Annotated in this window: 17 protein-coding genes and 1 tRNA gene; 11 read left to right on the top strand and 7 right to left on the bottom strand. The window is 53.2% G+C overall.

Annotated features, from left to right (window positions below; genetic code table 11):
• Positions 1-68: 68 nt before the first annotated feature.
• Entirely contained in the window at positions 69-485 is a 417-nt protein-coding gene (locus R3C20_01635; GenBank protein ID MEZ6039177.1) for an Hsp20/alpha crystallin family protein, read from the bottom strand.
• A gap of 345 nt (positions 486-830) precedes the next feature.
• Here R3C20_01635 and R3C20_01630 point away from each other — a divergent pair, with 345 nt between their 5' ends.
• The 7 genes from R3C20_01630 to R3C20_01600 all read left to right on the top strand — a co-directional run bounded on the left by R3C20_01630 (position 831) and on the right by R3C20_01600 (position 10,119).
• On the top strand, positions 831-1,829 hold the full coding sequence (locus R3C20_01630; protein ID MEZ6039176.1) for a mechanosensitive ion channel: 999 nt from the start codon (positions 831-833) through the stop codon (positions 1,827-1,829).
• Positions 1,830-2,028: 199 nt separating this feature from the next.
• Positions 2,029-5,112, top strand: a complete 3,084-nt coding sequence (locus R3C20_01625) for a BamA/TamA family outer membrane protein (protein ID MEZ6039175.1) — start codon at positions 2,029-2,031, stop codon at positions 5,110-5,112.
• Between the two features lie 213 nt (positions 5,113-5,325).
• Entirely contained in the window at positions 5,326-5,898 is a 573-nt protein-coding gene (locus R3C20_01620; protein MEZ6039174.1) for a DUF447 family protein, read from the top strand.
• Entirely contained in the window at positions 5,895-7,049 is a 1,155-nt protein-coding gene (locus R3C20_01615; protein ID MEZ6039173.1) for a hypothetical protein, read from the top strand. Before R3C20_01620 ends, R3C20_01615 begins: the two co-directional genes overlap by 4 nt.
• A gap of 67 nt (positions 7,050-7,116) precedes the next feature.
• A complete protein-coding gene (locus R3C20_01610; GenBank protein ID MEZ6039172.1) occupies positions 7,117-8,775 on the top strand; it encodes a hypothetical protein in 1,659 nt (552 codons plus the stop codon).
• Complete coding sequence (locus R3C20_01605) at positions 8,772-9,722, top strand: hypothetical protein (GenBank protein ID MEZ6039171.1); 951 nt, start codon at positions 8,772-8,774, stop codon at positions 9,720-9,722. Before R3C20_01610 ends, R3C20_01605 begins: the two co-directional genes overlap by 4 nt.
• 313 nt (positions 9,723-10,035) lie before the next feature.
• A tRNA-Leu gene (locus tag R3C20_01600) sits at positions 10,036-10,119 on the top strand.
• A gap of 100 nt (positions 10,120-10,219) precedes the next feature.
• On the opposite strand, the gene R3C20_01595 is transcribed toward R3C20_01600, so the two are convergent.
• Complete coding sequence (locus tag R3C20_01595; GenBank protein MEZ6039170.1) at positions 10,220-10,789, bottom strand: HDIG domain-containing protein; 570 nt, start codon at positions 10,787-10,789, stop codon at positions 10,220-10,222.
• A gap of 54 nt (positions 10,790-10,843) precedes the next feature.
• Entirely contained in the window at positions 10,844-11,074 is a 231-nt protein-coding gene (locus tag R3C20_01590; protein ID MEZ6039169.1) for a hypothetical protein, read from the bottom strand.
• Positions 11,075-11,184: 110 nt separating this feature from the next.
• Between R3C20_01590 and R3C20_01585 the strand changes: the two genes are divergently transcribed.
• The 4 genes from R3C20_01585 (at position 11,185) to R3C20_01570 (ending at position 15,221) form a co-directional block, all read left to right on the top strand.
• Positions 11,185-11,466 (top strand): peptidylprolyl isomerase, encoded by a 282-nt coding sequence (locus tag R3C20_01585; GenBank protein ID MEZ6039168.1) that lies wholly within the window; start codon positions 11,185-11,187, stop codon positions 11,464-11,466.
• Positions 11,467-11,576: 110 nt separating this feature from the next.
• Complete coding sequence (locus tag R3C20_01580) at positions 11,577-12,491, top strand: alpha/beta hydrolase (GenBank protein ID MEZ6039167.1); 915 nt, start codon at positions 11,577-11,579, stop codon at positions 12,489-12,491.
• A gap of 131 nt (positions 12,492-12,622) precedes the next feature.
• A complete protein-coding gene (locus tag R3C20_01575; GenBank protein MEZ6039166.1) occupies positions 12,623-13,528 on the top strand; it encodes an EamA family transporter in 906 nt (301 codons plus the stop codon).
• A 139-nt stretch (positions 13,529-13,667) separates the two neighbouring features.
• Positions 13,668-15,221, top strand: a complete 1,554-nt coding sequence (locus R3C20_01570; GenBank protein MEZ6039165.1) for a sialate O-acetylesterase — start codon at positions 13,668-13,670, stop codon at positions 15,219-15,221.
• Positions 15,222-15,352: 131 nt separating this feature from the next.
• Here the strand turns inward: R3C20_01570 and R3C20_01565 are convergent, their stop codons facing one another.
• The 4 genes from R3C20_01565 to R3C20_01550 all read right to left on the bottom strand — a co-directional run bounded on the left by R3C20_01565 (position 15,353) and on the right by R3C20_01550 (position 20,490).
• Complete coding sequence (locus R3C20_01565) at positions 15,353-16,657, bottom strand: PhoH family protein (GenBank protein MEZ6039164.1); 1,305 nt, start codon at positions 16,655-16,657, stop codon at positions 15,353-15,355.
• Between the two features lie 264 nt (positions 16,658-16,921).
• Positions 16,922-17,890: a class I SAM-dependent methyltransferase gene (locus tag R3C20_01560; GenBank protein ID MEZ6039163.1), complete on the bottom strand. Its 969-nt coding sequence runs from the start codon at positions 17,888-17,890 to the stop codon at positions 16,922-16,924.
• 8 nt (positions 17,891-17,898) lie between these two features.
• Positions 17,899-18,648 (bottom strand): MBL fold metallo-hydrolase, encoded by a 750-nt coding sequence (locus tag R3C20_01555; GenBank protein MEZ6039162.1) that lies wholly within the window; start codon positions 18,646-18,648, stop codon positions 17,899-17,901.
• Positions 18,649-19,035: 387 nt separating this feature from the next.
• A complete protein-coding gene (locus R3C20_01550) occupies positions 19,036-20,490 on the bottom strand; it encodes a DUF1501 domain-containing protein (GenBank protein ID MEZ6039161.1) in 1,455 nt (484 codons plus the stop codon).
• Between the last annotated feature and the right edge of the window lie 142 nt (positions 20,491-20,632).

Here is a 20,632-nt window from a genome sequence, read left to right as displayed (position 1 = left end):
AAAAGGAAGCGTGCGGTGATTCACCACACGCTTCCCATGCTGGTCGCGAATTCAAAGCATCAGGCGATTTAGCTTCCCTGACGCACCGATATCTTTGCAGGCTGCTTTTCGGCAGCTCTGGGCAGCCGAACGGTAAGCACACCGTCTTTGATCTCAGCATCGATCTGATCTCGATTCACGGCTTCACGAAGTCGCAGGGTTCGCTTGAACTCGGAGACATTCCGATCGCCGAAGACTTCGGTGTAACCTTCCGGCACACTCATCTCGCGTTTGCCTTCGATCGTGAGGATATCGTCATGCAGCGTGATTTCGATATCCTCAACTTTGACCCCGGGAACGTCCAGCACAACCAGGAATTCTGAAGGGCTTTCGTATCCCGACATCCCTGCATCGCTGCGACGATTGCTTCCGACAGCTCGCTCAAAATCCCGCCGAATTGAATTCAATGCCTCGGCGGCCGGCAACAGATTCGAGTTCCAGTGCATGGCGAATTTCCTCTTTCGTACAGTCAACGGGACATTATCGCTGATCGTGCCCAGTGCACGATTGCTTGCTTTTCGACGAAACGACAGAAGCAAGGCACGTGCCAAACAAGAACAATTCGCCATAAACAATTACTAAATAGAGACTTACAACACAGACTGCCAAAACAAAGCGTCAAAGACACGCCGAGGAAACCGCCAATTTGGCACCAACACTAAGGCAAACTGCCAGACAAATTGGTGCCTCCGGTGCTGCCGAGCGGAATCGCAACATCTGCCGTTTACCAGAAATCCAGCCTGACAGTAGATTCCGTTCCCGTCATCGCCCCTGTGAAATCGGATAGCGCCATGCTGTACAGAATTCTGACCCTGTGGACCCGGAACACCAACTTCCTGGCTTTTCAGGCTCCCGATCTGCCTTCCCCCGAAGCTCAGTCATCTGATGCAACTCAAGCGTCTTTTACCGACACGCTCCTTTTCGAAATCCAGCAATACCTGACGGTCGACACGCTGATTAGCCGCGCCAAAGTTTATGGCCCGAAAATTCTGGCTGCGATGGCTGTGTTCATCCTGGGGCGGATGGCTGCCCGATTCGTCACCAGCATGATTGTCCGGGGAGCCTCACGTGCGAGGATGGATGAAACGCTGAGCCGTTTCGGGGGAAATGTTGCTTACATCATTCTGTTAACAGCCGTCTGCATCGCCTCGCTCGGCTGCCTTGGGATAGACACATCATCGTTAACAGCAGTGCTGGCCGCCGCCGGATTTGCTGTTGGGATGGCACTTCAGGGATCACTGTCGAACTTCGCTTCCGGCGTGCTGCTGGTCTTCTTCAAACCATTTCGTGTGGGCGACACGGTCGAAGTGAATGGAATACGCGGCAGAGTCGTGGACATTCAAATCTTCAGCACGATGATGCTGACACCTGACAATGTCAGAATCTTTGTCCCCAACAGTTCAGTCACCAGTGGCACCATTCAGAATTTTTCTGCCGAGCCACGACGCCGAATCGATCTGGTCATCGGTTGCAGCTACAACGACGACATCAAAGCGGTGAAAACGCTGCTTCAATCCGTTGTGACCTCGGACCCACGAATCCTGAAAGACCCCGCGCCGGTTGTGGCAGTCGCGGAACTGTCGGATAGTTCGGTCAATTTTGTCGTTCGCCCCTGGGTCACCGGAAAAGAATACTGGGACGTCAGATTTTCTCTTATCGAGGCCATCAAGATCGGATTTGACGAGCAGGGTTTCACGATTCCGTTTCCGTCACGTGATATTTTCGTACACCAGTCATCCTCATTTGAGCAGGAAAACGTCTCGCCGGCAGCCATTAAGATTGCCGCCTAGCCTGCCACAGAATGCCTCTTCCGATCCCACGCACCACAGCAGTGACGCGACCAGACATTGGTCTTGAGGTGAATCATCGTTTTCTGCAATCCTACGACACCCTTCGTTGGGCTACTCTGGCTCAACCATCTCTCAATCCACGATCCTTTCCCATCACTCAACTGATGTGGCAAGCATCGATCGACGTCAGAGTCTGATCATGCGTCTGCAACTTCAAGACTGCCAGAACAACCAGACCGCAGAAAAACCACGCCGATTCCTTTGCAGGAGTTTGGGCGGGCTGTTCCTGACGATGTGCGTATGCGCTGTGATCGAGATTCGCTTACCCCTTTCCCATGCACAGGACCTGAGTGTTCCCGGGGCAGATGCTTCGCAGACCGTCATCGACATTCGAATTCGCGGGAACGAGACCATCCCTGAATCCGTCATCCTGCAGAAGATTCAGATTCAGCCGCGGCGGGTGTTTACGGAACGCATGCTGCTTGAAGACCATCGGTCTCTGATGGGTACCCGCTGGTTCTTCAGTGTTTCAGTCGACTTCGAGGACACCCCGGAAGGCAAGGTGCTCTTCTTTACCGTCCATGAACGTCCGATCGTGCAGAGCGTCACATTCATCGGCAATGATCACGTCAAGACAAAGATGCTGGAAGCCTGGACCGGGCTCAAGTCCGGTAGTCCGTTTGACCATGTTGCGAATGCCGACGCCGTTAGTCGAATCGAACAGGAATACAAAGAAAAAGGCTACTACTTTGTGAAGGTCGTCCTGGAGAAGGGCGCGAATCCGAGCGACCGGCAAGTTGTGTTTCGAATCAATGAAGGCCCGAAAGTTCGGGTACAGCATCGTACATTTGAAGGCAATCGATTCTGGGGGGCCGGTGACCTTCGCAAGAATCTGGCTTCCAAGGAGGCCCTGTTGGGATTCTTCGGGGGATTCTATCACCCGGAGACTCTGCCACAGGATGTCGAAGCACTCAAGCAGTTCTATCACAACGTCGGTTTCTTTGATGTGGAGGTGGATGTTCAGCCCCGCTTCTCCCCCGACAAGTCCGACGTCAACCTGCACTTCACTATCAAAGAAGGCACTCGCTACCGGATCCGCAGTATCCGATACCAGGGCAATCAGGTCATTCCAACGCAGCAACTTCAGCAGGATACGCAACTTCGCGAAGGACAGGACTTCAACTCTGTTCCGATGGCCAAAGACGTCCGAAAAATGCTGAAGCAGTACGGTGAACTCGGACATTATTTCGCATCGGTTGTGCCCTCGCCCCATTTCACCGAAACGACCGGCATCGTGGATATCGTGTACGAGATCGACGAAGACCGCCCACGGTATATCCGAAATATCGATGTTGCCTATGACGGTGACTATCCTCACACGAAGCAAACTGTTGTCTGGGATCGAATGCAGGTATTTCCAGGTGATCTGGCGAATCCTGATTTGATCCGCCGAAGCCGATCGAGGCTCGGCGGCAGCGGATTATTCGAACCCAACATCATGTTTGATGTCGTCCCGGTTGAACCGGAAAACAGCTCTTTTGCTTCGCGCTCTCGAACCTATCGGGCACAGAGCCCGGACGAGTACGACACGGAAGCGTGGACCAACGAGTTCGCGGAATTCACCCGGCAGGCGGCTCGTTTATCAACAATTGGTTCCTACCCATGGTTACCCGAGGAATCTGCAGATTCATCAAAAGGCACCAGCCCGGAAAGCAATCAGCAACCGACAAAGTCTAAGTTGAATAACGCGATTGACAGCAAGCCAATTCCTCCATCCATCTCGCCAACGGCTGCCAACGAAGCTCCACGTCAATGGAGTTACGCGACGGTAAGCTCTTCTGCGATTGACCAAAGAACCATGGGAGGACACAGCCGTCTTTTTGCGAGCAATCCCGCTGCATCAAAGGAGATCACAAAACCATCAGCAGATTCCAGCGCATGGGACAGTCACGGGACTGCAATCAATCAGTCTGCTTCAAAGCCCCCTGTCGAATCGTTAGTGACGGGCTTTCGATCGGTTCACCCCGGTGACGTTTTTCAGGCGGAATCATCCGAATTCCTGACGTCCAATCTGCCGAATACCAACAGTCCTATTATTCGAGCACAAAGCCCGGATGCCGGTTATGGTTCACCTTATTACGATCCCGCTCCCGGCCCCCGGGATTCAGTCCTGGAAGGTAGTCCCTATCGCAACCAGTTTCAGGCGATGCCACCCGGCTGGGTCGACATCAACGTGCGTGCGACCGAAGGACGCACAGGGCGACTGATGTTCGGAGCCGGCGTGAACAGTGACGCGGGACTTGTCGGCTCCTTCGTCTGGGACGAGAGCAATTTTGACTTGTTTCGTCCACCTCAGACCTTTGCCGACATCATTGAAGGTCGTGCATGGCGAGGTGGCGGCCAAAGATTCCGACTCGAAGCTGCACCGGGTAATCAGGTCAGCCGCTATACACTGAGCTGGACGGATCCGTATTTCATGTACAGCGACTACAGCCTGACGCTCAGTGGGTTCTACTTCAATCGCTTCTATCCCGACTGGCAGGAAGACCGACTCGGAGGCCGGATCGGTCTTGGTCGACAGCTGACACCAGAATGGTCGGTGAACGCGGCCCTGCGTCTGGAAGATGTTGAGCTGAAGCACCCCGCTTCACCGACTCCGGCAGTGGTTGCGAAGGAAATCGGTCACAATTTCCTCTCCACAATTCGAACATCCGTGACGCATGATACTCGCGACATGTCCATCATGCCCGGGGAAGGGCATTATGGTGATCTCGCATGGGAGCAGGCCTTTAACGACTACAATTACTCTCGGGTTGAGGGTGAGTTTCGGCAGTACTATACGCTGCATAGTCGACCAGACGGATCCGGGCGACATGTATTGACTCTCGCTGGCTTGCTGGGCTGGAGCGACCGCGATACGCCTGTCTTCGAACGCTACTTTGCGGGTGGATTTCAGTCCTTCCGCGGATTCTCCTATCGTGGAGTGACTCCTCGTTCCAATGGAGTTGCAACCGGGGGAACATTCCAGATGCTGGGCACGGTGGAATACAGAATTCCAGTCACCGCAGATGACATGATCAACTTCGCGGCTTTCACCGACTTCGGTTCGGTCGAAGAAGAAGTCACACTGAACAACTTCCGTGCAAGTGCGGGCGTTGGGCTTCGCGTTGTTGTGCCAGCGATGGGTCCTGTCCCGCTGGCATTCGACTTCGCATTTCCGATCGCGTCTCAGGACTACGACGACCAGAGAATCTTCAGCTTCTATGTCGGTGTCAATCGTTAGAAGGTGGACGCAAGAGGCTCGGTCGCTTCCCAACGATTGCTGATGGCAGACGACCCTTTGGCGGCGCTCCATCCCGTCACTTACGGCCTGGTTTCGCGAAGAGCTGTAAACACATCTGCTGGCAAACGCCGCGTTCGCAGAGTACCCTTCAACCATAGTTCAATTCAGGAATGGCTGGTTTGACGGGTACGCTGGTTCGACGGATACAAGGGCATGATAGTTGAAGGTCTGCTGACCACAGTCGATTCTGCTGGAAAAATCAACGTGGCACCTATGGGGCCCATCGTCAGCGATGACTTTCAGAAATTGCTGCTGCGCCCGTTTCAGCCATCGACATCCTTCACAAACCTGAGTGAGACTCGAGTCGGCGTTTTTCATGTTGTTGATCGGGTTGATATCATCGCTCGGGCAGCCATTGGTCAATTGACGAACCTGCCGCCGGTGGTAGCGGCCAATACCGTCACCGGCTACGTACTGCAGGATTGTTGTCGATGGTTTGAACTCGAAGTCGACTCGGTGGATGCAACTGAAGCCCGGTCACTGATACCTTCGACGGTGGTATTCACCGGTGAACGCAGACCCTTTTTCGGATTCAACCGAGCTCGCCACGCTGTCCTGGAAGCTGCAATCATCGCAACGCGAATCCACCTGCTCGACTGGACCACCATCAACCAGGCCTTCGAATTTCTGGCGCCAGCAGTATCCAAAACGGGTGGCCCAATCGAAAAAGATTCTTTCGAGATGTTGCGAGAATATGTTCAGACCCGCCGGGATGCCTCTTCATGAAGTCCGCTTGCGATGACAAAGGAATCCTGCCAGCGGGGCCATTCAGTGCCACGATCCAAACCGGAGCCCGGATGCATTTTGGGCTAATCTGCGGAACAAGAGAAAGTGGATGGCGTTTTGGTGGAATCGGCCTGATGCTTAGTCAGCCGGGTTGGCACATTCGCGCATCCATATCTGCAACCAATGGTCATCAAATCGAATCCAGCGGAATCGACGATGCCATCATTCGCCGTGTCAGGCAGGCATGGACGTCCATTTGCGATCTGGTTTCACCACTTCCGGATGCACAGAGGTTTCTATCGAACATCCGGCTCCAGATTCTCGAATCGCCACCTCTGCATTGCGGCTTTGGAGCCGGCACGCAGCTCACTTTGGGTATTGCAGGAGTGGTGGAATTGTTGTGGAAGGTATGCTCGTCTCCGAACGAATTTCTCTGGCGGGAGGAAATGGATTCGAAGACCTCAGCCGGCCGATACAGCACGGCGCGGAGATTCGGTCGGGCAGAGCGGTCGGTCGTTGGAACGGAAGGGTTTGAAAACGGCGGATTCATCGTGGACTACGGATGTAACGACAGTCCATTGAATCAAGGGGATCATACGCAGCAGACCGTTTCCCCTCGGAACCTGAAGCGACTCCGGATTCCTGATGAATGGAGGTTTGTGATTGCGAGGCCAGAGCAGGGCAGAGGAATCTCAGGTGAAAAGGAGCAGGCCTTTTTTCGACAACGTCAAACAATGTCCGTTCAGGAAGTTCGTCGCCTCTCTGAAATCATTGAGCAGCGGATTGTCCCTTCCATTGAACAACAGGATGCACCAGCGTTTGCACGTTCAATTGGTGCATACGGAAAAATTGCAGGCCAATTTTATGCTCCGGCTCAGGGCGATATTTTTTCTGATCCCGTCATGAACAGTCTCGTCAACTGGCTGGAACGACATAACATTCACGGTGCCGCACAATCCTCCTGGGGACCAGGAGTTTGTATTCCTGCGGGTTCAGAAACAGAAGCATCCGAGATTCGCGATGCCGTCGACGCGTTTTCGAGGGAGAACCCGGACATCATGCCCGTCAACATTACGATCACATCCCCGATGAACCATGGAGCAGCGCTTCAGACGGCGGCACCAGCAGACCGTTCGGGAGTGATCGCGTAATCGTGCCCACAGAGCACTCATCAGTACCGTCCACATTTCGATTTCACTGTCACCAAGGGAGTCAAGAATGAAAACGTATCGAAAATCAATCGAAATCCCGAGGACTTCGAGAGTCAGCGATTTCATCCTGGTGAAGTTGATAATCACAGCAATCTGCACCGCACTGGCGATCCCCACCCCGCAAGCCACGGCACAGGAGCGAAATGATGCTGGCAAAGAAATTGTGAAAGGACTGCTGCGAGCTCTGGTCGAATCACAGCTTGATCGGGATGGACAACGTCGCAACGAAGCCGGCGATCGTCCTGGCCAGGGATTGCGTCCCGATGAACGTCGCCCCAACCTGCCAAACCAAAGCACCGCCCAAATCCAGCAGCTTCGTCCAGTTATCGCAACTCTCTCTCAGGAAGTCACAACGCTGACAGCGTTAATGAATACTGACGCTCGACGCAGCTTCGAAGTACGCCGTCTCCTTGGTGATGGGCTTCGACTACAGGCAACAGTGGCTTCAATGAAGCAACGCCTGGAACGAGAAAAGGAACTGAATTCTCTGATGCCAGCCTTCCTGACACTGAATGCCACGTGGAAAACACTTTTTCACCAACTCAACCAATCCGCATCCATCAGCCCACAAACCATCCAATGCGCGGAAAGAATCAACCGACTGGACGCTCAATATTGCGGTATCCTCGGAATTCAGGAGCAGTTTGAGAGTCGGGATCTTGTCCGGGCGGCGGACACACTTGCTGCGAATCTCAGAAGCCTGTCAGATGAGTTGACGTATTCCGGATCAACACCCGATCGCTTTCAGCTGCTGGCACAGCTGCGTCGACTTGAAGAACGAAGCCATCTGCTGGCAAACCTGGCTTCAAACGGTGCGACCTTTCAAAGTGTTGTTCAGGAGTATCAATCGAACTTCACAGCATGGCAGCCGTTGAGAATTCAGTTAGCGACCTTTCCGAATCGGACAATCACCCGTGCCGTATCCAGAATCGAAGAATCCCACCGAACCATTCACCAGCTTCTGCGTCTGGATATCGGCCTGAACACAAGCCTTACACTTCAGATCGCACAACAAATACAGAAGGATGTCGGAGTACTCTACCGTTCGATAACCCTGGAACAGATGATGATGCTGCGAGATCATCGTGGGATTGCCCTGTCGGCGGATATTGTGGCTGGTTCTGTCGAGAACCTCGTGGACCTGGTAAACCGCAATGAATCGAGACAGGCCGTCGCAGAAGGCTGGTTTCTGCTTGATGAATCCTGGCGAGTCTTACACCACTATCTGTCTCCAATTTCTGCCCCGGAAGTACGACGGCAGATTGCCGTTATCTCGCAGTCGACAGAGGCACTTCGGCAATCCATAGACGTACATGTGGAATTCGACCAGAGCCTGATCACAACACAGGCCGCATCACTCAGTGGAAATGCGGACGCGATTCACGCATCGTTCAAGCGGTGGTTAAGAGTGTCACCATCAGGGCTGGAAAAACTACACAGGGACGTTGACCTTCTGGAAGAGAAGTGCCACGAACTGGAGCCACTCTGCGCGAAACGTGAGGACGCCCGCAAAGCAACCCAGCGCATCGACGAAATCATAGTTATCTGGCAGCAGATTCGCCCGGAATTGCTGCGGTGTCCGACCCCGGAACGAAGCTCCCTGGAACAACTATCCGATGTGTTCACGCAGGAGATTGTGCGACTCCGCACGATGATAGCCGAATGACAACATTTCCCTCGCCTGCTGATTCCCCACAGGGAGTCCATCGGATCGTCGTTCTGACATTCGACTCATTGCCAACAGTAGAATGGATTCACAGCCCGCGGCTGAGACGCCTGGAATTGCAAAGCCTCTTCTTTGAACGGCATTACTCCCAGATACAGAGCGCCGATCACCTGGGTCAACTCCTGCACGAGTGGCAGATTCAGATTCCACTGAAATTCGTTATGTTCAGGCCCGATGAAATCATCGAAAACTCAACATGGCTGGAGTCGAACGAAATCTGCGGCCAGTCAGTTCTCTGGATCCACATTCTCAATGCTCCATCACCTGATGAGACGAACGAACAATTCTGTCGTCGCACGATGGAAACGATGGAAGCGGCATTGGCAGGACTGGAATTCACTTCCCGGTACCTGATGGTTTCTGCAATCCAAACTCTGGTCGCGGCAGACAACTCGGGAATGGCTGTCGACAGCCAACAATGGCCAAAAGTCCCCTTGTGGTGTCGACTCCCGAACCACAGGATGCAACGAGTGCAAAGACTGTCGGGAAGCAATGACCTGAATCCAACCCTGCGAGCCATGGCATCTGGTAGCCTCAAGCCGGCAACGAATGACCTACAAGCTCAGAGCAGCCCTGATCGCGAGGTTACGGATTCCTCCAGATGGTCCACTCATCCGCAGGAACTGCTGAAGCTCAGCGAATCACAGGGGGACGAAGACAACCGAGCAATCTGCATCGAAACCGGGGCGCGGCGCCTGGTGTGCACTGCTGATTTTGTTTTTGCCCAAAATCGCCCCGCAGAGTCGTCTGACGATCTCCAACAGGAATGGCATGATCACCAGCTGTTTGTGCTCCCGGAAGACTTCTGGCACCAGAACGATCAGTCCCGGGTGTATGAATCCGTCATCGAAGATCTGAGCCGACAACTGAACGATCAGCAGCCCTGAAAACCGTACTGCAGTCCTTCAAAGCGAAATGGCCCGACGGAAAGCAGAACGTCAACACAGGCGAGGCGAGGATTCCCCAGGAGTATTCGCACTCGGACTCAATGGATCTCTCAGTCGTTTCGTCAGGAAAATCAGAACTCTTCCCAAAGCCTTGAAACATTGCGTGGATTTCTTTCCCTGGGGGGGACCATTATCTGGAAGTTTGATATGACCCTCAGGATTCCACCCGGACAAAGCACGACATTGAGAACCGTGCTGTATCCCAACGCTGCCGCTTGACCACAACTGTCAGAATCCTTAGAACACCCACCTCGCGAGAGTGGCGAAATTGGCAGACGCGCTGGATTTAGGATCCTGTGCCTTAAACGGCGTGGGGGTTCGACTCCCCCCTCTCGCAAATTGAAACAGCCGAAGCAGGTTTCACTGCTTCGGCTGTTTTCGTGGCTGTGTCCTGCTGTTGCGATTGTTGAAGATGCGGTCCTTACGCAACGGGATCATCAAACCGACGTCTCAGGCAACAGATCAAGCTCTTTTGCAATGGTTCGCATCGCGGTGATAACGAACGCAATGTGTTCGTCCAGGTCAATTTCAAGATCAGCAGCCCCTCGAAGGATATCGTCCCGATTCACAGCGGCTGCGAAAGAGACCTGCTTCATCTTCTTTCGAACACTTTTCGGGGTCAGACCTTCAAGCCGACCAGGCCTCACCAGAGCACAGGCTGTGATAAAGCCGCAAAGTTCGTCGCACGCGTAAAGTGTTTTGTCCATGCGTGACACGCGAGGGTAGTCGGTCAGGTAGTCCGCATGCGACTTGATCGCGTAAATCACATCATCCGGATAACCGCATTCTTCCAGGATCGCCGCTCCCTTCAGCGGATGGTCTGGAGGATCAGGCCATCGCTCATAATCAAAGTCGTGCAATAAACCGACCGTTGCCCACTTTTCCGCATCTTCGCCGAACCGGACCGCATAGGCGCGAACAGCAGCCTCTACAGCAAGCATATGCCGAATGAGGCTCTCACTTTGCGTGTACTGGTGTAACAGTTTCAGATCATCTTCTCTTGCCATGACTTCTCTCAGAAATTCTTGCTCTGGCTGGTACAGACGAATCGTTATAGAGACTCAGGTACCATAATCGTTTCCGACGAATTTCGCCTGTTCGGAGAGTTTGAATATCCATCGATCGTGTATTCGCCAGCCGTCGGGTTCGACATCCATCCCGGAAGCATTCACCGGATGAACAGGCAAATCGACGGTCTCTTCTTCAGGATACACCAGTAAAGTGTGGGAAAGAGGCCGGAACAAACGGTGTCGGTTGCCGAGCTGGTTGAGCTTTTGTAGCTTGCCCGGCACTCTGTTGATATCCAACTTCGGCCTTGCCCTGCGGCTTGTTTGCGGGTTCTGAAATGGCCACGTTTGAAGGGGGATAGAAAAACTGCTTACCATCAGAAAGGACGATTGCCATGGCAACCGCCAGCGCGCGACACATTCTCGTAAAAACCGAAGCTGACTGCCTGACACTGAAACAACAGATTCAGGAAGGTGCTGATTTTGCCGCAGTGGCCCGGGAACACAGCCAATGCCCTTCAGGCCGTAACGGGGGAGACCTGGGCACTTTCGGGCAGGGACAAATGGTCCCGGAATTCGACAAAGTTGTATTCAACGACGAACTCAACACCGTACATGGGCCGGTGAAGACTCAGTTTGGCTTCCACCTGCTGGAAATCACATCTCGCAGTGCATAAGTCAATCGCAACGCGCCCGAACTGCACTCAGAACTCGGGCCGCGTTGCTGTCCAGATGACCTGTTGGCTACCGCTGACCTGAAACTTACCAATTGTCCGTGAGCGTATTTATGGTTCTCATTCGCACTGCCCTGGCCCTGATTTTTGCAACGACTCTGAATATCGCCACCGCGATCCATTGCGCCCAGGCAGACGACTGGAAGCCTTTGTGGCCCACGGCAGCCCCTTTCGCCACGGGGGAATCAGAAAGTGATATCCCGGCATTGCTGGCATTCCCGGCTGCAGCCGACAAAGCAAATGGCTGCGGTGTCGTGGTTTGCCCGGGTGGTGGCTACGGCGGGCTGGCCATGGACCACGAGGGACATCAAATTGCAGCCTGGCTGAATGAACGTGGCATCAGCGCATGGATTCTGCGTTACCGTCTGGGATCAAAGGGTTATCACCACCCGGTTCAAAAGGGCGACGTGTTACGAGCCATTCGGACAGTTCGGTCTCAGGCAACCGAAGCGAACGTCGATCCAGGCCGTATCGGCGTTTGGGGATTTTCGGCCGGAGGCCATCTGGCGTCGACCGCAGCGACGCACTTTGATTCCGGAAATCCGGACGATGATGATGCCGTTGAACGATTCAGCAGTCGACCGGATTTTGCAGTTCTTTGCTATCCAGTCATCACAATGGAGGAGCAGTTTACTCACAAAGGTTCTCGTCGAAACCTGTTCGGGCCAGACCGGTATGACGACCCGGAACTGATTGAGTTGCTTTCCAATGAACGACAAGTCACCGCAAATACGCCGCCAACGTTTATTTTTCACACCACCGAGGATCAGGCTGTACCGGTGGAAAACGCCATCCGTTTTTTCACGGCTCTGCGAGCCAACGGCGTTCATAAATCTGAGCTGCATATCTACCAGAATGGACGGCACGGAGTTGGACTGGCCCAGTCAGATTCCATCCTGAAGTCATGGCCCGATCGACTCAACGACTGGCTGAACGCGAACAGTTTTACAGGAAGAAAACCGCAGTAGCTTTGCTAAAAGTTTCCTGAGAATCGTGTTTGCACGTCATCCGACGTGTCAGCGAGGGAAGATTACCAACCTGCTCGCAACATCGTTCCCTCACAGTCGCTTCGGGTTCCTTCTTCAACAGGCTGTTCCACTTGCTCACCTGGAGTCTCCTCAGCGTCTTTTCTGCCGTCTTCCTGGGTTTTTACGATGTTGCCAAGAAGTCGGCCGTCCGAGGAAATGCTGTTCCGCCAGTTTTACTACTGAACGTCCTGACCGCAGCATTGTTGTGGCTTATTCCGCTCTGCATATCACTCTCCAGTCCATCATGGATTCCATTCCCGGCAATGATCGTTGAGTCCATTTCGTGGAAGACTCACTTGTTGCTGGCCCTGAAATCTCTGCTGGTCGGTGCATCCTGGATTCTGGCTCTGTATGCGTTAAAGCATCTGCCCATGTCCATCGCTGCTCCCATTCGGGCAACCAGTCCGTTCTTCACTATTCTGATTTCAGTCACCCTGATGGATGAACGCCCATCAGCAGGACAGTGGACCGGGATCATCATTATCCTGACTGCATTTTACGCTTTCTCGGTGGTTGGTCGGGCAGAGGGAATACATTTTCATCGAAACCGGTGGGTGGGACTCATGATCGCAGCCACAATACTCGGCGCCGCCAGTGCTTTGTACGACAAACATCTGCTCCAGAATCTTGCCCTGAAGCCAGCTACAGTTCAGGCATGGTTCTCTGTTTACCTGGTCCCTGTCATGATTCCGCTCGCAGCCCATTGGTTCAGGAACGAGCGTCAGAACGCTCCTTTTGAATGGCGATGGTCAATCCCTATGATTGCAGTGCTTCTGCTGTTGTCGGACTTCCTCTATTTCACCGCGATTGGACAACCAGATGCCCTTATCTCCGTCATCTCTCCCCTTCGACGGACATCGCTGGTCATTGCTTTCGTCGCCGGAATTCGGATGTATGGTGAGACGAACTGGCGGCCAAAACTGCTTTGCGTTCTGGGCATCCTGGCTGGCGTCTATGTGTTAAGTCTTTCACGATAACACAGGAGTTTTTTCGCCGAAAATTCAGCAGAACACGGCACACCACCACCCATTTCTGTTTGATGTGCAGAATTGATCCCTGCATAATTGAACTTCCCTTCTGATTCCTGTCACCAAATTGAATGCAAGCGAGTCGACTATGCGTTTCGTAACTCTTGCTCTTTCATGCGCTGCTGTGTGCTGGCACGCAAATGCCGCTCTGGCTGAACTCAAACTGCCTGCCGTCTTCAGTGATGCGATGGTCCTGCAACGCAATCAACCGGTGCATGTCTGGGGATGGGCAAACGCCGGAAGTCAGATTCGTGTCAGGATCGCCAATCAGTCTCACGACGCAACAACCAACGGTGACGGGCGATGGGATGTGATGCTGACTTCACTGGACGCTGGCGGCCCGCTGAAGATGGAAGTATCCGGTGATGGTGGAATGATCAGCCTGAGCAATATACTTGTCGGTGAAGTCTGGTTGTGTTCCGGACAGTCAAATATGGCAATGACCGTTGCGGGCGTACAAAACGCAGAAGACGAAATTGCTGGTGCCGACATTCCGACGCTGCGCATGTTCACTGTAAGATCCGGGCATTCAACACAACCCCAGGCGGACTGCCAGGGAAAATGGATCAACAGCCATCCCAACTCGGTTGGAAGTTTTTCGGCAACAGCCTACTTCTTTGGCAAACGATTGCACGAAGAATTGCAGGTCCCAATCGGCCTGATCAACTCGTCCGTCGGTGGCACATCGATTGAATCATGGACGAGCTTGTCGGCTCAGCAGGCCGTTCCTGAAATCTCTCCTCGTCTGGCAGCATGGGAAAATGATGACCGGACTTATGAACCGGCTTCCGCAAAGGTGCGATACGAAAAACAACTGGAAGCCTGGGTCGAACAGAAGACGGCCGCTGAACAGGCTGGACGCAAGCCGCCTCGTCGCCCCCAGCTTGCTGTTCAGCCCAGCAAGGATCGCAACTATCCATCCAATTTGTTTAACGGAAAAATTCATCCGCTGGTGGGTTACACCATCAAAGGCGCTATCTGGTATCAGGGTGAAAACAGTGCCGGACGCGGATTTGCAAATCTGTATGGCGTGCAGCTTCGAACACTAATTGATGACTGGCGAACGCGATGGGGGCAGGGCGAATTTCCTTTTGCCTGGGTGCAGCTGCCAAATTTTCGTGCGGAACAGAAGCAGCCAAGTGAATCCAGCGGATGGGTTGAGGTCCAGGAAGGAATGCTGAGAACTCTGGCAGTTCCGAACACGGGCATGGCCATTACTGTCGACGTCGGAGAAGCCAATGACATACACCCGCGAAACAAACAAGCCGTCGGTTCACGATTAGCACAGTGGGCTCTTGCTACTCAATATGGAAAGAACCTTGTCCCGATGGGGCCAACATACCGTTCGGCTTCCGTGAAAGACAACAGAATGATTATCAGCTTCGATCACGTCGGCGATGGATTAAGGGCTGATAAAGAACTGCTGGACGGCTTTGCCATTGCCGGGCCTGATCACAGATTTGTGTGGGCAGATGCCAGGATCGATGGTGACAAAGTCGTCGTTTGGCACGATGACATCGCTAAGCCGCAAAGTGTCCGCTACGCCTGGGCATCCAATCCAAAGATCAGCCTCTACAATTCAGCTAATCTTCCCGCAAGCCCGTTCCGAACCGATGACTGGGAAGTTGCGGACGCTGAATGAACACTGGGGCAGATCACATCACAGGCAACACGCCGCAGAAAGCCAGGCGCACTCTCCTGATATCGGATCGTTCAGTAGACTACGCCTGGAACTGCATCATTCGTGCAACCAGCGTGGCAAGCACACCGGAGTTACAGGAGGGAGCTTGCAAGTTCAGACAGTTCTGAACGAACGCCGCGTTCAAGAGTAATGTGGGCAAAGAGCTTCTGACCCTTCATTCGGTTAATCACATATGTGAGCCCATTGGAAAGGGAATCAAGGTAGGGATGGTCGATCTGCTGGATATCACCAGTCAGAACAATCTTGGTTCCCTGGCCAGCCCGAGTGATAATCGTCTTGACTTCATGCGGTGTCAGATTCTGCGCTTCATCGACAATAAAGTACGTTTGCTGAAGACTACGACCACGAATATAGGCGAGCGGAGTAATCTCAAGCCGATCATCTTTCAGCATGTCATTGATCATGTCGACAGAGCCAGCATTTTCTCTCTTGATGACCGACAGGTTGTCGAACAGTGGTTGCATATAAGGCTCAATTTTCGCCTGAACATCCCCCGGAAGAAAACCCAGGTCACGATTACTGAGAGGCACAATTGGACGGGCGAGAAGGACTTGCCGACAGGCACCTGCCGAAGCACGCTCCAGAGCAGCAGCCAGTGACAGAAGAGTCTTGCCTGAACCTGCGCGGCCAACCAGCGTAATCAATTGCACGCGATCATCAGTCAGCGACTGCAATGCAAACGATTGTTCGGCGTTGCGAGGACGAATTCCGAAACAGGCTGCCTTGTTAATTCGGACAAAGGTCTGCTCGTCCGCGTGGTAGGTGGCCAGAACAGATCGCGTACCGTTGCGCAGGATAAAATTCTCATTGCTAACGGGATTCTCTGCCTCAGCGATTTCAACAGCTGCCACCGTCCCGTCGCCATCGTAGAATTTTTCAAGCACCGAATTCGGAACGTCATTCAGAAGGCGGCGACCTGTATAAACGTCATCGATGTTAATCAGCTTGTCAGTAAAGTAATCCTGCGAAACAAGTCCAAACGCCTTGGCCTTTAACCGAAGATTTGTGTCTTTGGTGACCAGTATGACCTGAGTTTCGGGCTTCAATTCCCGCAGCGCCAACGCGGTATTGAGAATACGATGATCGGCACTGTCTGAAAGTAAAGCCGTGCGAGTTCGAACGGACTCCAGGTTCAATACCACACGAATCCGTCCCAGCCCCTCTCCCAGCTCAGCTCCTTCACCCGACATGACGTCGCCCGTGATTTCATCCAGCGTACGAAGAAACCGTCGCGCCTGAAAGTTGATATCACTGTCGCCTTTTTTGAATCGATCCAGTTCTTCAAGAACGGTGATGGGCAGAACCACATCGTTATCCTTGAATGCGAAAATGCAGGCGGCATCGTGCAGAATCACGTTGGTGTCCAGCACAAACATCTTGGGCCCTGACAGAGGATCAGGCGTTGTTGCCCTGCCAGGGGTGGCCAACTTTGAAACTGGTTCAGCTTCAGATTTCCGAGTCGCTCGCTTCCGTGCCGCCATCTTCCGATTCCCTGAATTCATCGGTCGTTGTTTGAGGCTATCGCTTTAATGAACGCGCCCAGTCAGGGTTTTAGCACTCTTGCCCGTTCAATCAACTGCTGCAGATGAAGATTTCGTTCAGGCAGCCAGGCAAGCCCCGATCCTGCATCCCGATGCGAACTACGATTGACGAATCCCAGTGACATTCACACCGCTGCCAATCAGCAAGTTTTTCTGATAAGCCCATGAATAAAGCGATCCCGATTTTTCCGGAGGCAGGACTTTCAGGTCAACGAATCCAGCATCATGAAACCAGGCTGTCAGCTCTTCAATGGTATGATGGTATTGATACTGCGGTGCCCACCAGTCGAACGTATCGCAGACTCGGTTTTCATAGCTTGGGTGAGCACTGAAGTTAACGATCTTATTCAGCGTCCGGTTGATTACCGGCGTCCCTCCCAATACAGCCCCCAGGTGACACAAGGGTTTTAATGCTGAATTCGGTAATCGCGTGGTCAGGCACCTGAGTCCGCTGTTCAGCGCTTCCTGCCACCACTGATTTCGTCGATACAGCCACACCGAATACCGACCGCCGGGCTTCACAAACCTTGCCACGGCGTCAAACACTTTTCGAGTGTCAGCATCGTGGTGCATGACACCAATCGAAAATACAAAATCAAATGACGCGGGCGGAAGCGGAAGATGCTTCAAGTCCGCCTGAACGAAATGAACCCTCGGCAGGTGAGCGCACAGCCGGGCAGCTTTCTCCACTGCGCGCGTGTGATCAGCTCCAACCACGGTGGCACCGGCTTCCCCGCAGATTTTTGAATAACGACCGCCACCACATCCCGCGTCCAGAACACGCAGCCCAGCCAACTGATCCAGCGCTATGCCTGTCTTTGCACCGAAAGTTGCGCGGTCTTCGTCTTCATGAGCCACTTCGTAGGTTGTCCATTGATCCCCAAAGCTTTTGAGGTGATCATCCGAAACGAACCTTGGAATCCCGTTCACAACCTTCCACGTTTCGCCGTTATTTCCCTCCGGAGAAAGTGTTTGATTTTCTGAATTCCACACAAGACGCGCGTGGGTATCAGGATGTCGCAGACTTTCGACCAGGCCAGAGGAAAGCGATGGAGCAGTGATCGACATGGCAGAATTCAAAACTCGATTTCCTGAAGGTCTTCAGCAAGAAAGGCTTCCGGGAAGATGGCACGAATTCCCTCAATTCCAATGGGATCATCTTCCGGATGCTGCGGATCGGCGTGAACCAGATAAAGGGCTTTGACGCCCGCTTCCCGCGCGACTTCCGCAACCGCTGACGAGCAACTATGCCCCGTCTTTTCGGCCCAGTCTGACATCGCATCCGGGAAGTAACATTCATGAATCAGCACATCAACTCCCCGGACGAACTGACTGTAATCTCCCGGAGCGGTGGTATCAGTGATGTAGGCCAATGACTGTTCGGGCCAGTCGATCCGATATCCAATGGATCCACCGGGATGTTCAAGAGACTGCCAGGTAACGACGGCATCGCCAATCGCCACGCCGGATGACGCCGAATCACTTTCCGGCAGCGGACACCACTCAAAATCCGGCTCTACCGGAAACAGCTCCCTGCAGAACAAATGCGTTTTGACAGCAGATAATGTGCTTGCGCTGCCATGAATCCGAAGCGAAGTGATCTGCTTTGTAATCATTGCCACCAGGGGAAACGTCAATCCGCAAATGTGATCCAGGTGCGCGTGAGTCAGAAACACATCCAGGGTGTTTGTCGCCAGTCTGGCTGGCATGCGAAAAAAACCTGTTCCTGCATCCAGTGCAATTCCAGCGTCGGGCAACAGCAGACTGGCGGTTTGCCGTCGCTCGTTCGGGTGGTAACCACCAGTTCCCAGAAAGATTAATCGCATGAAATCTCAACAAGCACAGACGTTTTTAAGGAGCAGTCAATTGCAATGCCCGACTGACAGGCTGCATGTTGTAACGAAATTATCTTCAAAAGTTCAGCGATGTTCTCCGGGCGATAAAAACTGGAACGTTGAAATCTCTGTCTTTGGTAGCTCACCTTCGCCGAAGCTTTGCATCGAACCTACACCATCAACACCGTTCATACGAGCAGACCGTTTTCGGATAATTCCATTGACCATCGATTTCACTGTCCTGATATCAGCGTTGTGCCGGGTTACGCCGTTCACTGTTCGTTGAAAAACCGGGACAGGCCTTAAGTTAAACGCTTCTTCGAAAATCTTCCGTCAGCAATGGCTCCGGCAATTTCAACGGCCCGCCTCTTGCCATGTTTATGCAATGATGTCATCGATAGGCAGACCATAATCCATTTCGGTACGTTTTTGTCCGGGGACTTCCAACAGGCGTGCATTCAGACCAAGCTGTTTCATGATGGTCGCATGAACGTCGGTGACGTAATGCGGTTGATCCACGGCGTGGAAACCCAGTTCGTCGGTGGCTCCATGGGCGACACCTCCTTTAAGCCCACCCCCTGCCATCCACACGCTAAATCCATATGGATGATGATCACGACCGTTACTTCCCTGAGTTCCCGGTGTCCGTCCAAACTCCGTCGCAAAAACAACCATCGTGTCTTCGAGCATTCCTCGACGCTTCAGGTCGGTGATCAGACCAGCAATTGGTCGATCCACCTGAGCAGACAAATTCGTGTGGTTCGTCTGCAGATTGGAATGTGCATCCCACGCACCAGCCGCACCATCACCGTGCATGATCTGAATGAAGCGGCACCCCTTTTCAGCGAATCTTCGCGCTGCCAGCAACTGCATACCAAAAGGCCTGGTCTTCGGGTCGTCAAGGCCATAAAGATTGTGTGTATCCTGAGTTTCGTCCTCAAACCGAATCACATCAGGAACCGCGGTCTGCATTCGAAACGCCAGCTCATACGATTTCATACGAGCTCGCAGAGTTGCATCAAGTGGATGTTGTCTGGCACTGATGCCGTTCAGCCGATTGACCAGGGAAAACTCAATCTGTTGTTCGTCACGACTGAGATCCAGTTGTGGCTTTGCGTAAGGCAGGGGATTGGCCGGATCCACTTTTAACGGGATGGAATCGTATGCCGGGCCAAGGTAATGCCCATCCCTGACGTCAAAAAATCGTGGCCCCATTTGTATAAACTGGGGCAGGCTTTCGTTCAGTGAACCCAGTCCGTAGTTGATCCAGGCGCCAATTGTCGGCACGCGTGCATCCAGCATGTGACGGCCGGAGTGAAACTGCACCTGCGCACCATGATTGTCATCGGTCGTCCACATCGAACGCACCACAGAGATATCATCGATCACCTGACCGATGTGAGGGAACCAGTCGCTCACTTCAATTCCGGACTGGCCGTACTTTTTGAAACCCACCTGAAGCGGATAGATGACTTTTCGCTGCTGGCCATTGGCATCGTTGACAACAACAACCCGGACCCTCTTCAGCTTTTCGGGATCCTGCACATCTTTCCATGGCGTTTCATCAATCGATTTCCCGGCAAATTTCGTCAGCATGGGCTTTGGATCAAAGCTTTCCATGTGGCTGACACCGCCCCGCATAAACAGCCAGATCACTCGCTTCGCTTTTGGCTGAAAATGCGGCTGGCCATCGGGTGTCTGGTGGGCGTTTTCGGCCTGGACATCATTCTGCAGCAGGGACGCCAGCGCAACGGCACTCAGCCCATCACGCAGATTGCCAAAGAGATTTCGGCGCGATGTCTTCTTTTGCAGGTCACGTGAAACTTCGCTCATCAACAGCCTCGCGATGCGAAGAAGGTTACTTCAGGACAAACTTCCAAAGGTTCTTACGACCCTCGATTGTCGCGTTTCGTCGTGAAGACATCAAATAAGTTATTCGCGACAGCCTGAATTGTACGCTAATCTTTCGCTTCGG

Source organism: Planctomycetaceae bacterium (assembly GCA_041398825.1).
Classification (GTDB): Bacteria; Planctomycetota; Planctomycetia; order Planctomycetales; family Planctomycetaceae; genus F1-80-MAGs062.
Note: the sequence above shows the minus strand (reverse complement) of the source record. Positions and strands in the feature narration are given on the sequence as shown.